Annotated in this window: 15 protein-coding genes; 6 read left to right on the forward strand and 9 right to left on the reverse strand. The window is 71.2% G+C overall.

The genetic code is table 11. The features are described from left to right. Positions 1-62 precede the first annotated feature (62 nt). The 6 genes from AC3RX0_RS07870 to AC3RX0_RS07895 all read right to left on the reverse strand — a co-directional run bounded on the left by AC3RX0_RS07870 (position 63) and on the right by AC3RX0_RS07895 (position 6,341). The gene (locus AC3RX0_RS07870; protein ID WP_491505423.1) at positions 63-911 is read right to left on the reverse strand and encodes a DUF4097 family beta strand repeat-containing protein; all 849 of its coding nucleotides are present in this window, start codon (positions 909-911) and stop codon (positions 63-65) included. After that, positions 908-1,585, reverse strand: a complete 678-nt coding sequence (locus AC3RX0_RS07875) for a response regulator (RefSeq protein WP_491505424.1) — start codon at positions 1,583-1,585, stop codon at positions 908-910. The genes AC3RX0_RS07870 and AC3RX0_RS07875 overlap by 4 nt, the downstream gene beginning before the upstream one ends. Continuing rightward, on the reverse strand, positions 1,573-2,904 hold the full coding sequence (locus AC3RX0_RS07880) for a sensor histidine kinase (protein ID WP_491505425.1): 1,332 nt from the start codon (positions 2,902-2,904) through the stop codon (positions 1,573-1,575). The genes AC3RX0_RS07875 and AC3RX0_RS07880 overlap by 13 nt, the downstream gene beginning before the upstream one ends. A gap of 97 nt (positions 2,905-3,001) precedes the next feature. Further along, complete coding sequence (locus tag AC3RX0_RS07885) at positions 3,002-4,585, reverse strand: cytochrome b/b6 domain-containing protein (protein WP_491505426.1); 1,584 nt, start codon at positions 4,583-4,585, stop codon at positions 3,002-3,004. Positions 4,586-4,587: 2 nt separating this feature from the next. Next, a complete protein-coding gene (locus AC3RX0_RS07890; protein WP_491505427.1) occupies positions 4,588-5,553 on the reverse strand; it encodes an electron transfer flavoprotein subunit alpha/FixB family protein in 966 nt (321 codons plus the stop codon). An 11-nt stretch (positions 5,554-5,564) separates the two neighbouring features. Beyond that, a complete protein-coding gene (locus AC3RX0_RS07895; protein WP_491505428.1) occupies positions 5,565-6,341 on the reverse strand; it encodes an electron transfer flavoprotein subunit beta/FixA family protein in 777 nt (258 codons plus the stop codon). A gap of 99 nt (positions 6,342-6,440) precedes the next feature. Here AC3RX0_RS07895 and AC3RX0_RS07900 point away from each other — a divergent pair, with 99 nt between their 5' ends. The 5 genes from AC3RX0_RS07900 (at position 6,441) to AC3RX0_RS07920 (ending at position 9,535) form a co-directional block, all read left to right on the forward strand. Continuing rightward, the gene (locus tag AC3RX0_RS07900) at positions 6,441-6,977 is read left to right on the forward strand and encodes a MarR family winged helix-turn-helix transcriptional regulator (protein ID WP_491505429.1); all 537 of its coding nucleotides are present in this window, start codon (positions 6,441-6,443) and stop codon (positions 6,975-6,977) included. Positions 6,978-7,220: 243 nt separating this feature from the next. After that, positions 7,221-7,577, forward strand: coding sequence for a PadR family transcriptional regulator (locus AC3RX0_RS07905; protein ID WP_491505430.1), 357 nt, complete (start codon positions 7,221-7,223; stop codon positions 7,575-7,577). 1 nt (position 7,578) lies between these two features. Further along, positions 7,579-7,959, forward strand: a complete 381-nt coding sequence (locus AC3RX0_RS07910; protein ID WP_491505431.1) for a DUF1048 domain-containing protein — start codon at positions 7,579-7,581, stop codon at positions 7,957-7,959. Continuing rightward, positions 7,956-8,771 carry an ABC transporter ATP-binding protein gene (locus AC3RX0_RS07915; RefSeq protein ID WP_491505432.1) on the forward strand — a complete coding sequence of 272 codons (816 nt, stop codon included), beginning with the start codon at positions 7,956-7,958 and terminating at the stop codon, positions 8,769-8,771. Before AC3RX0_RS07910 ends, AC3RX0_RS07915 begins: the two co-directional genes overlap by 4 nt. Then, complete coding sequence (locus tag AC3RX0_RS07920) at positions 8,768-9,535, forward strand: ABC transporter permease (RefSeq protein ID WP_491505433.1); 768 nt, start codon at positions 8,768-8,770, stop codon at positions 9,533-9,535. Before AC3RX0_RS07915 ends, AC3RX0_RS07920 begins: the two co-directional genes overlap by 4 nt. A gap of 8 nt (positions 9,536-9,543) precedes the next feature. On the opposite strand, the gene AC3RX0_RS07925 is transcribed toward AC3RX0_RS07920, so the two are convergent. Next, positions 9,544-10,161: a MarR family transcriptional regulator gene (locus tag AC3RX0_RS07925; RefSeq protein WP_491505434.1), complete on the reverse strand. Its 618-nt coding sequence runs from the start codon at positions 10,159-10,161 to the stop codon at positions 9,544-9,546. Between the two features lie 50 nt (positions 10,162-10,211). Between AC3RX0_RS07925 and AC3RX0_RS07930 the strand changes: the two genes are divergently transcribed. After that, complete coding sequence (locus tag AC3RX0_RS07930) at positions 10,212-11,513, forward strand: MFS transporter (protein WP_491505435.1); 1,302 nt, start codon at positions 10,212-10,214, stop codon at positions 11,511-11,513. Here the strand turns inward: AC3RX0_RS07930 and AC3RX0_RS07935 are convergent. Next, on the reverse strand, positions 11,458-11,997 hold the full coding sequence (locus AC3RX0_RS07935) for a gluconokinase (protein WP_491505436.1): 540 nt from the start codon (positions 11,995-11,997) through the stop codon (positions 11,458-11,460). The two genes, AC3RX0_RS07930 and AC3RX0_RS07935, sit on opposite strands and share 56 nt — an antisense overlap. A gap of 20 nt (positions 11,998-12,017) precedes the next feature. Continuing rightward, positions 12,018-13,268 (reverse strand): D-mannonate dehydratase ManD, encoded by a 1,251-nt coding sequence (manD, locus tag AC3RX0_RS07940; protein ID WP_491505437.1) that lies wholly within the window; start codon positions 13,266-13,268, stop codon positions 12,018-12,020. Between the last annotated feature and the right edge of the window lie 9 nt (positions 13,269-13,277).

A 13,277-nucleotide genomic window follows, 5' to 3' on the forward strand; every position in this document is an offset into this window, starting at 1 on the left:
CCGTCGCGCTCCGAATCAGGACGGGTACCACCCTACGCGATGCCCCGGCGACAGGGCAGGGCTCACTGCGCCGGCTGCAGCACGACCTGACCTGCCGACACGTTCACCCGCACGGTGCTCGACGCGCCGGGCTGCGAGCCGATCCGGTTGTCGAACGACCCGGCCGAGGTGTGCGCCGACACGTCGTACGCACCCGCGGGGACCGTGACATCCATCGCCCCGGCGCTGGCCTGCAGGTCCATCCGCGACGGCTGCGCGCCGGTGAAGGTCGCGTTCAGATCCCCCGCGTTCACGCGCAGGTCGGCGGTGTCGACGTCGGCGAGCGACAGGTCGGCGCGTCCGGCGTTCATCTCGGTCGACACGCTGTGCGCCGATCCGGTGGCACGCACGCGTCCGGCCCCGGCGGTGAGCGTCAGCTCGCCGAAGTCGCCGGTCGCCGTCAGGTCGCCGGCCGACAGGTCGAGCGAGGCGTCCAGGCCCTCGAGGGACCGCGGCAGCCGCAGGACGGCGTCGCCGTTCCCGCTGCGGAACCAGGGGGTGCCCCACCACGGGAACAGGCCCGACGGCGACCGCACCTCGAGCTCTGCGCCGTCGCGATCGAAGGTCCACCGGTCGGCGCCGGCGCCCGAGGTCACGGTGAGCTCGGCCTCGGCCACGTCGGCGAACTCGACGCGCAGCGAACCGGCATCCAGCTGCGTCGTCAGCTCGTCGACCCCGGCGACGTCGACCGTGCGCGAGGTGGTGTGCACGGATGCCGAGCCGATCGTCGCGGCGGCGCCCGACACGAGCGTGCCGAGCACGATGAGCGAGCCGAACACGATCGCGAGGACCGCGATCACGCGGGCGTTGCCCGACGACGACGGCGCCGGGGGCGGCGTGGGCGGGACGCCGGCGGTGGTGGGCGTGCTCATCGGAGGTCTCCTGTCTGCGGCGCGTCGCCGCTGTGCGCGATGTGGGCGAGGGCTGCGAGCACCCGCCGGTTGCCCGATTCGTCGGGCTCGAGGTCGAGCTTCGAGAACAGCGAGGTGATGTGCTTCTCGACACTGCCCTCGGTGATGTACAGGGTCTGGGCGATCGCCTGGTTCGACTTGCCCTCGGCGATCAGGGCGAGCACCGTCGACTCGCGATCGGTGAGCCGCTGCATCCGCGCGTCCTGGGTGCGCCGGCTCAGCAGCTGGGCGACGACCTCGGGGTCGAACACGGTGCCTCCGGCCGCGATCTGCTCGACGTCCGCCACGAATTCGGCGACGTCGGCGACGCGGTCCTTCAGCAGATACCCGAGCCCGCCGCCGCGACCGGCGATGAGGTCGGACGCGTAGCGCTCCTCGACGTACTGCGACAGCACCAGGATCGGCAGCGTCGGCCGCTGTGCGCGGATGCGCACAGCGGCACGGATGCCCTCGTCGGTGCGGGTGGGCGGCAGGCGCACGTCGAGCACGCACAGGTCGGGCTCGGACTCGGCGACCGCCTCGTCGACGCCGTCGGCGTCGGGCAGGGCCGCGACGACCTGGTGTCCGGCATCCTCGAGCAGACGGATGAGTCCCTCGCGCAGCAGCACGGAGTCCTCGCAGATCAGAATGCGCACGGCACGCTCACCTCCACACTGGTCGGTCCCCCGCCGGGGCTGTCGAGGCGGAACGTGCCGCCCACCCCCAGCACCCGGTTCGACAGGCCGTCCAGGCCCCCGCCCGGGACGATGGATGCCCCGCCCACGCCGTTGTCCTCGACACGGGCCCACAGCAGCCCGCCGTCGCGCTGGCGCACCACGACCCGGCACTCCGAGGCGCGCGAGTGCTTCGCGGCGTTGGTCAGGGTCTCGGCGATGACGAAGTACACGGCCGCCTCGGCCTGCGGGCTGCACCGCTGCGCGAGCCGCACGTCGAGCACGACGGGCACCGGCGAGCGCGCGGCCAAGGCCGACAGGGCGGCGTCGAGTCCGCGGTCGTCGAGCACGGAGGTGTGGATGCCGCGGGCCAACTGGCGCAGTTCGGTGATCGCCGCCTTGGTCGAGGTGTGGGCCTCGGCGATCAGCGCCTTGGCCGCGTCGGGGTCGGAGTCGATCTTCTGCTGTGCGAGGCCGAGCGTCATCCCGACCGAGACGAGCCGGGGCTGGACGCCGTCGTGCAGATCGCGCTCGATGCGCGTGCGCTCGACGTCGGCGGCGCGGACCGCGCCGACCCGCTGCGCCTGCGACGTGCGGGCCTGCTCGGCCAGCTGCGCTTCGCGCGACGGGACGAGGATCGCCCGCACCAGCACGCCGTGCAGGGCGGCCAGGGCGACCAGTCCCGCGAGGGCGAGGAGTGCGGCGATGATGCCGGCGGCGAGGGCCCACGACGCGGGGACGTCGAGCCCCGTGCCCTGCAGCCGGATGAAGGCACTGTCGCCGCCGAACAGCGGCGTGAACGCCATCGCGGCCCCCGATGCGACAGCCGAGACCAGCGACAGCACCGCCCATCCGAGGATCGTCGAGACCGCGGCGCTGGCGATCGCACGCCACATCGAGCCGTCGATCAGCTGCAGCCACAGCGAGTGCAGCCAGCCGGCGAAGCCGGGCCGCGGGCTCCTGCGCAGCCGGCGCGGCGCGAGGCCGAACCCGTACAGGCCCTCCACGCGGGCCGACTCGGCCCACCCGAAGGCGAACATCGCGTACACCCAGGCGACCAGGATCACCAGTCCCACGCCGACGGCGAAGATCAGTCCGATCCCGGTGAAGAGCATCGCGATGAGCCCACCGATGATCCCGGCCCAGACGACGCCCACGAAGGCGAGCTGGACGATCGCGCCGAGCAGGCGCGACGGGGTGAACAGGCGGACGGCCCGCGGGTCGCGGGGAGCGGGGGCTTGCGTCGAAGGGGATGCCGCAGCCGGCGGGGCTGCGGCGCCTTCGGGCGGAGTCGTGGTCATGCCTCAACGCTAGGGCGAAGCATCCTTCACCACAGCGTGGGGATCCGTCCGGTTCGGGTGGGGATATCCCCCGGTCCGTCGCGGTGCCCGGCCGGGATCAGCGCTCGCTGACCCGGCCGAACAGCCGAGCGATGGGCGCCAGGACCAGCGGGCGCGCGGCGACCCAGCCGATCGCGACGACGACCATGGCTGCGACGAAGAACCAGAAGCCGATCCAGGTGCCGCCGCCGTTCGCGGCGAACATGCTGTTCAGGTTGTGCAGGGCCCCCGTGGTCAGCACCAGGAAGACGTGCCCGATGATGAACAGCACGAAGAAGATCATCGTCGGGAAGTGCACGGCCCGCGCCCACTCGATCGGGTACGCCTTGTTCAGCGCGGCGGCGTTCTTGGGCCACACCCCGCTCATCCGCACGCCGGTGATCGCCGCCAGCGGGGCCGCCAGGAACACGACCGCGAAGTAGGCGAGCTGCTGCAGGCTGTTGTAGTTGACCCAGCCGTCCTCGATCGGCCAGTCCAGCGACACGTACTGCAGCCCCGCCGACAGCGCGTTCGGGAAGACCGACCAGCTCGTCGGCACGAGCCGCATCCACTGCCCCGTCGAGAACAGCAGCACGACGAACACGACGCCGTTGACCAGCCACAGGATGTCGAGCGACTGGTGGAACCAGAGGTTGATGCTGATCTTGCGCTGCGGGTTGCCGCGGGGACTCCAGTACGCGGGCGGACGCTTCTGGTTGCGCACCTGCAGGCCCGTCCGGATGATCAGCACCATGAAGAAGATGTTGAGGAAGTGCTGCCAGTTCAGCCACGCCGGGAACCCGACCGGAGCTGCGGCCGGCAGGTCGTAGACGCCGGGGAACGCGTGCAGGAAGTCCTGCATGAACGCGAGGCTCAGGAACCAGCGCATGAGCAGCACGACCATGCCGGCCGCGAACAGCAGACCGGCGCCGGCGACGATGACCGCCCCGGCCCACTGGACCTTCGTGAACGGTCCGACGCGCGCGGGCTCGACCGGTTCGATGGGCGTGCCGGCCGGGATCGTGCGGGCGCGGTCGGCCTCCCACTGCGCGGCGGCCGCTCGCGTGAACACCTCCTGGTGGAACGGCAGCGGTGCCAGCGGCCGTGCCGGGGCGGATGCCGCGACCTCGGCGGGTGCGGCGGGCGCGGGCGCCGCTGCGCCCGGACGGGGCAGGCCGGTGCGGCGGGCCGTTCCACCGGCCGCCGCGCGAGGAGCGGACCGACCGGTCGAAACGTCCGCCGATACGGGAGTCGTCTCGACTCGCTGCGCTCGCGGGGCGACCGGGGGCTCTGCCTGCTCGGGGACCGGGGGCTGCGCCGGCGGGGCGACCTCGGACGCGACGGAAGCGACGGTGCCGGCGGGCGGCCAGGGCTCTCCGCCGGGAGTGCGAGGCAGGCCGCGGCGCAGGGCGACACCGCCGGTCGCCTCGCGAGGAGCGGAGCGACGAGTCGAGACGACCTGAGCGGCGGGCATCGTTTCGACTCGCTGCGCTCGCGGGGCGACCGGGGGCGGTGCTTGCTCAACGACCGGGGCTTCGGCGGCCGCGGCATCCATCACCGGGTCGTCGTCGATCGCGACCTCGGTTACGACGGCGGGCGGCCAGGCCTCGCCGCCGGCGGTGCGAGGCAGACCTCGGCGGATGGCGCGGAGATACGTCGCCACGGCTACTGCTTCCGCGCCTTGAGCGCGTCGATCAGCTGCGGCACGACCGTGAACAGGTCGCCGACCACGCCGTAGTCGGCGATGTCGAAGATCGGGGCGTCGCCGTCCTTGTTGATCGCGACGATCGTCTTGGCCGTCTGCATGCCCGCCTTGTGCTGGATCGCGCCCGAGATGCCCAGCGCGATGTACAGCTGGGGTGAGACCGACACGCCGGTCTGGCCGACCTGGTACGACTGCGGCACATATCCCGCATCGACCGCGGCGCGCGAGGCGCCCACGGCGGCGCCCAGCACGTCGGCCAGGTCGTCCACGAGCGAGAACTTGTCGCCCGATCCCAGGCCCCGGCCGCCCGAGACGACCTTCGCCGCCCCCCGCAGCTCGGGCCGCGATGAGGTCTCGGTCGCCTCGGTCACCGATTCGACCACCGCGGCCTTGCGGCCCGACGGCGTCACGGCCAGGTCGTCCACGGCCGGCTGCTGCGCCTCGGCGCGCGCGTCGATCGCGCCCTGGCGCACCGTGATGACCGGGGCGCCGAACGTCGCGGCCGAGTCGACGGTGAACATGCCGCCGTACACCGAATGCTGGGCGACCACGCCCTCTTCGTCGCGCGCGACGCCGACCGCGTCGATCGCCAAGGCCGACCGCGACCGCGCGGCGTAGCGGCCCGCGACGTCCCGGCCGTCGACCGAGTGCGAGATGAGGATCGCGTCGGGCTGCACGGCCTCGACCGCGGCGGCCAGCGCGTCGACGATCGGAACGGTCAGCCCCTCGCCGCCGCTCGCCACGAGCACGCGTGACGCACCCGCCGCCGCCGCGGCATCCGCCAGCTTCGCGTCGCCGACCACCAGCGCGACCGGTGTGCCGATCTGCGCGGCGGCCCCCAGCAGGCCCGCCGACGAGCGCGCCAGCTCGCCCGAGGGCGTCACGTCCAGCAGGACCAGGATCGAATCTGCAGCGTATTCAGCCATGTCTCTCCCCCTCAGGCCAGACGGTTCTGGATCAGGAACTCGGCGAGCTTCGTGCCCGCGTCGCCCTCGTCGACGACCTTCACGCCGGCCGTGCGCGGAGGCTTCTCGGCGACCGAGATCATGATCGAACGGGAAGCCGCGGCATCCGCTGCATCGACGCCCAGATCGGCGAGCGTCTTGGTCTCGAACGGCTTCTTCTTGGCCGCCATGATCCCCTTGAAGTTCGGGAAGCGCGCATCGGGCAGGCGCTCGGTGATCGAGATCACGGCGGGCAGGTCGGCGCGCACCTGCGCCGTGCCGCCGTCGATCGCGCGCTCGCCGGCGACCTGCGTGTCGGTCAGCTCGACGGTGTTCAGACTCGTCGCCTGCGGGACGTCGAGCAGCTCCGCGAGCATCGCCGGCATCACGCCGCCGTTGCCGTCGGTGGACTGGTTGCCGGTGATGACCAGGTCGAACCCGATCTCTCGGATCGCCGCGGCGAGCGCCTCGGCGGTCAGGCCCAGGTCGGCGCCCAGCAGCTGCTCGTCGACGATCTGCACGGCGCTGGCGGCGCCCATGGCCAGTCCCTTGCGGATCGTCGCCTGCGCCGACTCGGGCGCCATCGACAGCACGACCACCTCGGTGCCCGCGTTCTTGTCGGCATGGGCGAGCGCGACCTCGAGGGCGCGGCCGCCGATCTCGTCGAGCGCGGGCTCGCTGGCGGCACGATCGGCCAGCCCCGTTTCGAGGTTCAGCTTGCGGTCCCCATAGGTATCCGGGACTTCCTTGACCAGGACGACGATCTTCATGGCTCTCCTCCGTCGTGTTCGAGTCTATTCAGCGTGCCGCGTCGGCACAGTCCGCAGTGGGGAACCGACTACCGTGGAACCCGAGGACCGGAGGTCATTGTGGCTCGCGTGAAACGACTGCCGGTCGACCCGATCGCCGAGGCCAAGCGGCAGTGGCTCGCGCACGGGTGGACCGATGCCGCTCCCGGCATGACGCTGGTGACCTCCATCATGCGCGCCCAGCAGCTGCTGCTGGCCCGCGTCGAGGCGACCCTGAAGCCCTTCCGGCTGACGTTCGCGCGGTACGAGCTGCTGACGCTGCTGCGCTTCACACGCGAGGGACGGATGCCGATGACCTCGGCATCCGCGCGCCTGCAGGTGCACCCGACCAGCGTGACGAACACCGTCGACCGGCTCGAGGCATCCCGTCTCGTGCGGCGCGAGCCGCACCCCGAGGACGGGCGCGCCACGCTCATCGTGCTCACCGACGCGGGGCGCGAGCTCAGCGAGCGGGCCACGGCTGCGCTGAACGCCGAGGTGTTCGAGCAGCCGGGGCTGAGCCGCGACGACACCGAGGCCCTGGTCGGACTCATCGCGCGGATGCGCCACGCCGCCGGCGACTTCGAGGAACCGCGGCCCGCGCCCGACCCGCTCTGAGGCCTGCGGCACATCCTCGCCTGCTCCCCGACGCTCGCCTCCCTCGCCCGAAGCGAGGGGATCTCGCCAAACGAGGGCGAGATGGGCGATTTCGATCCTCGCCCGGTGAGATCTCCTCGCTCCAGGCGAGGAGTGGCCCGCCATCACGGTGAACTCGCAGTATTCAGTGTTGCTATCTACCGGTACTCAGTGTTACTTTATACCGGTAGTCAGCAACACTGAATAGCAGGAAGGGAGGACGCGATGGGCAAGCAGCAGACGGAGATGCTCAAGGGGATCCTCGAGGGCATCGTCCTCGCGATCCTCGCGATGCGCCCCGCCTACGGATACGAGATCACGGCATGGCTGCGCGACCGCGGCTTCGCCGACATCGCCGAGGGCACGGTCTACGCCGTGCTCGTGCGGGTCGAGCAGAAGGGCCTGGTCGACGTCGAGAAGGTGCCGTCCGAGAAGGGTCCGCCGCGCAAGGTGTACACGCTGAACGCCGCGGGCACCGCGTCGCTCGACGAGTTCTGGCAGGGCTGGACGTTTCTGGCCGACCGCGTCGCGCAGCTGCGCGACGACCACGCCGATCACACCACAGACACGAAGGAGAACTGACATGGCCGCGAAGTGGATCGAAGCCCTCACCGGGTCTCTCGAGCAGAAGAAGCAGTACCGGCAGACCAAGGCGCGCATCGAGGCGCTGGATGAGCCGTATCGCACCGGCGCCAACGCGTGCATGCGCTACCTCATGTACTACGGCGGGGTGACCGAGGGCGACACGATGGTCCAGATGTTCTCGGACCTCGCCGACCTCTGGGAGCAGGCCGCCGCAGATGGCAGGCCCGTCCGCGACATCGTGGGCGAGGACCCGGTGGAGTTCGCCGAGTCGTTCGCGCAGGCGTATGGCGGCAAGCACTGGATCGACAAGGAGCGCGCCCGCCTGAACCAGTCGATCGACCGGGCGATCGAAGAGACGGAACGGGGCGAGAGGCAATGACCGACACGGCGATCTCGGTTCGCGGCATCCAGAAGTCCTTCAAGGACCTGCACGTGCTGCAGGGGGTGGACTTCGACGTCGCGCGCGGCAGCATCTTCGCGCTGCTCGGCTCGAACGGCGCCGGCAAGACGACGCTGATCCGCATCCTGTCGACGCTGTCGACGATGGATGCCGGAACCGCCCGCGTGCACGACCTCGATGTCGCGACCGACCCGGGCCGGGTGCGCGAGGCGATCAGCCTGACGGGGCAGTTCGCGGCGGTGGGCGAGATCCTGACCGGGCGCGAGAACCTCGTGCTGGTGGCGCGGCTGCGTCACCTGAAGGACCCCGGCCGCATCGCGGACGACCTGCTCGCGCGCTTCGCACTCACCGAGGCGGGCGGCCGCAAGGCGTCGACGTACTCGGGCGGCATGCGCCGCCGGCTCGACATCGCGATGAGCCTCATCGGCGACCCGCCGGTGGTGTTCCTCGACGAGCCGACCACCGGGCTCGACCCGCAGGCGCGGCTCGAGGTATGGCGGTCGGTGCGCGGGCTCGCCGCCGGCGGCACCACGGTGCTGCTCACCACGCAGTACCTCGACGAGGCCGAGCAGCTGGCCGATCGCATCGCGATCCTGCACCAGGGTCGCATCATCCAGAACGGCACGCTCGAGGAGCTGAAGAAGCTGCTGCCGCCAGTGGAGGTCGAGTACGTCGAGAAGCAGCCGTCGCTCGAGGACGTGTTCCTGGCCTTGGTCGGCGGCACCGGCCGGGACGAGGCATCCACCAGCGCATCCGCCGGCGAAGCGATCACGAGGGAGCAACGATCATGACCACCGCATTCTTCGGCGACACCGCCGTGCTGACGGGGCGGAGCCTGAAGCACATCACGCGCAGCCTGGACACGATCATCACCACCGCGATCATGCCGATCGCGATGATGCTGCTGTTCGTGTACGTGCTGGGCGGCGCGATCCAGACCGGATCGACCTCGGGTTCGTACATCGACTACCTGCTGCCGGGGATCCTGCTGATCACGATCGCGTCGGGCATCGCCTACACGGCGCTGCGGCTGTTCACCGATCTGCAGTCCGGGATCTTCGAGCGGTTCCAGTCCATGCCGATCTCGCGGTCTGCGTCGCTGTGGGCGCACGTGCTCACGTCGCTGGTCGCCAACGCGATCGCGCTGGCGGTCGTCGTCGCCGTCGCGCTGATCATGGGCTTCCGCACGCCCGCGAGCGTGGGTGCGTGGCTGGCTGTGGCCGGGATCCTGCTGCTGGTGACCCTGGCCCTGACCTGGGTCGCGGTCATCGCGGGACTGGCCGCCAAGACGCCGGACGGGGCGGGGGCGTTCTCGTACCCGCTGATCTTCCTGCCGTTCATCAGCTCGGCGTTCGTGCCGACCGCCTCGATGCCGGGGCCCGTGCGCTGGTTCGCCGAGTACCAGCCGATGACCTCGATCGTGAACACGATCCGCGACCTGTTCGCCGGCACCCCCGTGTCGGGCGAGATCTGGATCGCGCTGGCATGGTGCGTCGGCATCCTCGTCGCCGCGTACGTCGTGTCGATGTCGGTGTACCGCCGCCGGCTGGGCTGACGCCGGCGCTAGGCGGTGCGGCGCGTGGGTGGGTCGTCGCTGCGTTCGAGAGTGGATGCCGGGGCCCCGGCATCCACTCTGTCCGCCGTATCGACGCGCACGCCGTGGATCAGGAAGAAGTCCATCTCGGGCGCGTCGACGTCCTCGTTCTCGTCGTACTCGTCGATGATCGCCTGCAGACGGGCGATCATCTCCTTGCGCCGCTCTTTCGACAGACGCATGCGCGTCTGCGAATAGCCCGCCGGCCATGGTCGCTCGGCGGGATCCTTGGGCGGGGGCGCGGCGACGACCTTCGTCAGCGCCGTCATGAGGTGACGCATCATCACCCCGCCGACGAATTCGTCGGGCTGCGCCGTCATGTGCAGCCCGGTGCCGCGCGCCAGCCACGGCCGCTCCCGGCCGTCGTCGGTCTTCGGCGCGCGCTCGACGAGGCCCATCTTGGCGAGCTGCTTCAAGTGGTAGCTCATGGCCGACGGCGTGAGCCCGGTCAGCTCGGCGGCCTGGGTCGCGGTGAGCGGATCGCCGTCGTACAGCGCCATCAGCACCGTCCAGCGCGCCGGGTGCACCAGCGCACGCATCTGCGCGAGGTCGTCCACCTCGATCGGCTCGCGCTCGTCCCCCGCCATGGCCACAGTCTAGTTGCGCGCGCCAGATCTGAAACATATCCTTCATAATTATGAAGCGTTCCTTTCAGAGTTCGGTGTGGGCCGTCCGAGACGCACGGATCGCCCTCGTCGCCCGCACTCTGAGCACCGCGGGCACGTCGGTCACCTCGATCGCGGCGATGCTGCTGCTGTACGACGGCGGCGTCAGGGCGCTCGGCATCGCAGCGTTCCTGGCCGCGCTGGCGATCCCGTCGATCGCGACGATGGGCATCGCCGGGCGCGTGGCCGACACCATGGACTCGCGGCTCGTGCTCGTCGTGACGGCGCTGGTGCAGGCGGCGGCCGTGACGGCGCTCGGACTGTCGCCCACGCCGGCGATGATCTTCGTGACCGGCTTCGCGATCGCCCTCGCACAGGCGTTCGCGCAGCCGACGTGGAGCGCTCTGGTCCCCCGCATCGTCGGCGAGGACCGGATCGGGCCCGCCATCTCGTGGCAGCAGGGCCTGGCAGCGGTGGCCTCGCCGATCGGCGCGGGCCTGGGCGGACTGCTCGTGACCCTCGACGACGTCGCGTGGGGGTTCTGGACGGATGCCGCGACCTACGTGCTGCTCGCCGTCGCGGCGCTGCTCATCCGCACGCGGCGCCACGGCGCCGCCGAGAGCGCGGTCGGCGCCGCCGCGAGCGCGGGGGCGGCCGCGACATCCACCACCGGCGGACGGTGGGCGTGGGCCGACGGATTGCGGGTCGTCGCGCGCGATCGCATCCTGATGCCGCTGTTCGTGGCGATCCTGCTGTTCGTCGTGCTGGTCGAGGGCGTGAATCCGGTCGAGGTGTTCCTCGTGCGCGGGCCCCTGGGCGCGACGGACTGGCAGTACGGGCTGACCGAGTTCTTCGCGGGCGCGGGCGGCATCATCGGCGCCGCGGTCGCCGGGCGGGTCGCGAGCAACCGCCTGCGGGCACGGGTGGCGACGATCGGATTCGGCAGCGCCGCGGCGGTGATGATCGCCGTCGGCGCGGCCCCGGGCTTCTGGGTCTACGCCGTGCTGATCACGGCGCTGATCGCCGCGTTCGGCGCGGGCAACGCCACCTTCGGAGCGCTTCTGACATCCCGCACCCCCGACGCGATGCGCGGGCGGGTCTATGCACCGCTGAACGGGCTCGCGCGCACCGCGTCGTTCATCGCGCTCGGGCTCGGCGGCGTCGCGAACGCCCTCGTGGGGCCGCGCCCGACGTTCATCGTAGCCGGCATCGCGGGCGCGGTCGTGATGGTGTTCGCGGGTCTGGCGGTCATCCGCGCACAGCGGGCCGAGGCATCCATCAGCGGCTGCGAGGCGACGCTCCCGTCTGCACCGCTGCGGCGGCGAGCCGGGTGACATCCTCGATCGGCAGTGCGACGTCGATCACCGTACCCCGCTCGTCGACGCCCAGCGGCTCGAGGTCCGCGAGCTGCGAATCCAGCAGACTGACCGGCATGAAGTGGCCGCTCCGTCCCCGCAGATGGTCCAGCAGGACCTCGCGCGAGCCGTCCAGGTGCAGGAAGAGCGTGTCGGGCGCCGTGTCGCGGATCGCGTCACGGTACGAGCGCTTGAGCGCCGAGCAGGCCACCACGATCCCGGTGCCCTCCGCGTCGCGCAGGGTGCGTCCGACCTCGGCCAGCCACGGCCAGCGATCCTCGTCGGTCAGGGGGATGCCCGCCGACATCTTCTGCACGTTCGCGGCGGGATGCAGGGCGTCGCCGTCGATGAACGGCACGCCGAGGTCGGCCGCCAGCCGTGTGCCGATCGTGCTCTTGCCCGAACCCGACACACCCATGACGACCACCGGCGGCGCCGCGTGACCGGAACCTTCTGCATCCATGCCCTTCTTCTCCCCTTCGATCACCAGTCGTGCATCGACCCGTCGAGGAGCCGATTCACGGGCAGGTAGGCCGGCTCGTAGGGGTGCGCATCGGCCACCGCGTCGTCGTAGTCGACGCCGAGTCCGGGCTGCTCCCCGGGAGCCAACAGCCCGTCCTCGAACGTGTACGACGTGCGGAAGACCTCGAGCGTGCGTGCGCTGTGCTGCATGTACTCCTGGATGCCGAAGTTGGGGATCGCGATGCCCAGATGCACCGCCGCGGCCAGGCCCACCGGCGACACGTCGGTCGGACCGTGCACGCCGGACTTGATCTGATACACCGCCGCATAGTCGAAGATGCGGCGCAGCGCCGAGATGCCGCCCGCGTGGGTGACCGGCGAGCGCACGTAGTCGATGAGCTGCTCCTCGAACAGCACCCGGTAGTCCCAGATCGTGTTGAACACCTCGCCGATCGCCAGCGGGGTGGTCGTGTGCTCGCGCACGCGGCGCAGCGCCGCCTGGTTCTCGGCGGGGGTGACGTCCTCGAGCCAGAACAGATCGTAGGGCTCGAGCTCCTTGCCCAGCCGCGCGGCCTGGATCGGGGTCAGCCGGTGGTGCGCGTCGTGCAGCAGCGGCAGCTCCGGGCCGAACTCGTTGCGAACCGCCTCGAACACGGCCGGGACATGGCGCAGGTACGCCCGGGTGTCCCACGTCTCCTCGACGGGGACGGCGTTGCGGCGGGCCGGCTCGTAGTCGTAGCGCTCGTCGGTGCCGGCCTCGGCGCCGGCGGCGGCGTTCGAGCTGGACGCCACCCCGTACACCGACGGCAGCCCGGGGATCCCCGTCTGCACCCGGATGGCGCGGTACCCCTCGTCGAGGTGCTCACGGATCGAGTCGAACAGTTCGGGGATGCTCGCCCCCGACGCGTGCCCGTACGCGAGCAGGCCCGTGCGGCTGCGGCCGCCGAGCAGCTGATAGAGCGGCAGCCCCGCGACCTTCGCCTTGATGTCCCACAGCGCCGTGTCGACGGCGGCGATCGCCGCCATCGTCACCGGGCCGCGGCGCCAGTACGCCCCGCGGTAGAGGTACTGCCAGGTGTCTTCGATCGCGTGCGCATCGCGCCCGATCAGCAGGGGGACGACGTGCTGCGACAGATAGGCTGCGACGGCCAGTTCGCGACCGTTCAGCGTGGCGTCGCCGAGTCCGGTCACTCCGTCGGCGGTCGTCACGCGCAGGGTGACGAAGTTGCGGCCGGGACTCGTGACCAGGACCTCGGCCTTCTCGATCCTCATGCGTCGTTC

Source organism: Microbacterium sp. W1-4-2, from assembly GCF_058349885.2.

Excerpts from the sequence above, each read along its gene's own strand:
- AC3RX0_RS07870 (WP_491505423.1), bottom strand. The coding sequence starts at position 911 with ATGAGCACGCCCACCACCGCCGGCGTCCCGCCCACGCCGCCCCCGGCG.
- AC3RX0_RS07880 (WP_491505425.1), bottom strand. The coding sequence starts at position 2,904 with ATGACCACGACTCCGCCCGAAGGCGCCGCAGCCCCGCCGGCTGCGGCA.
- AC3RX0_RS07890 (WP_491505427.1), bottom strand. The coding sequence starts at position 5,553 with ATGGCTGAATACGCTGCAGATTCGATCCTGGTCCTGCTGGACGTGACG.
- AC3RX0_RS07895 (WP_491505428.1), bottom strand. The coding sequence starts at position 6,341 with ATGAAGATCGTCGTCCTGGTCAAGGAAGTCCCGGATACCTATGGGGAC.
- AC3RX0_RS07905 (WP_491505430.1), top strand. The coding sequence starts at position 7,221 with ATGGGCAAGCAGCAGACGGAGATGCTCAAGGGGATCCTCGAGGGCATC.
- AC3RX0_RS07910 (WP_491505431.1), top strand. The coding sequence starts at position 7,579 with ATGGCCGCGAAGTGGATCGAAGCCCTCACCGGGTCTCTCGAGCAGAAG.
- AC3RX0_RS07915 (WP_491505432.1), top strand. The coding sequence starts at position 7,956 with ATGACCGACACGGCGATCTCGGTTCGCGGCATCCAGAAGTCCTTCAAG.
- AC3RX0_RS07920 (WP_491505433.1), top strand. The coding sequence starts at position 8,768 with ATGACCACCGCATTCTTCGGCGACACCGCCGTGCTGACGGGGCGGAGC.
- AC3RX0_RS07925 (WP_491505434.1), bottom strand. The coding sequence starts at position 10,161 with ATGGCGGGGGACGAGCGCGAGCCGATCGAGGTGGACGACCTCGCGCAG.
- AC3RX0_RS07930 (WP_491505435.1), top strand. The coding sequence starts at position 10,212 with ATGAAGCGTTCCTTTCAGAGTTCGGTGTGGGCCGTCCGAGACGCACGG.
- AC3RX0_RS07935 (WP_491505436.1), bottom strand. The coding sequence starts at position 11,997 with ATGGATGCAGAAGGTTCCGGTCACGCGGCGCCGCCGGTGGTCGTCATG.
- manD (WP_491505437.1), bottom strand. The coding sequence starts at position 13,268 with ATGAGGATCGAGAAGGCCGAGGTCCTGGTCACGAGTCCCGGCCGCAAC.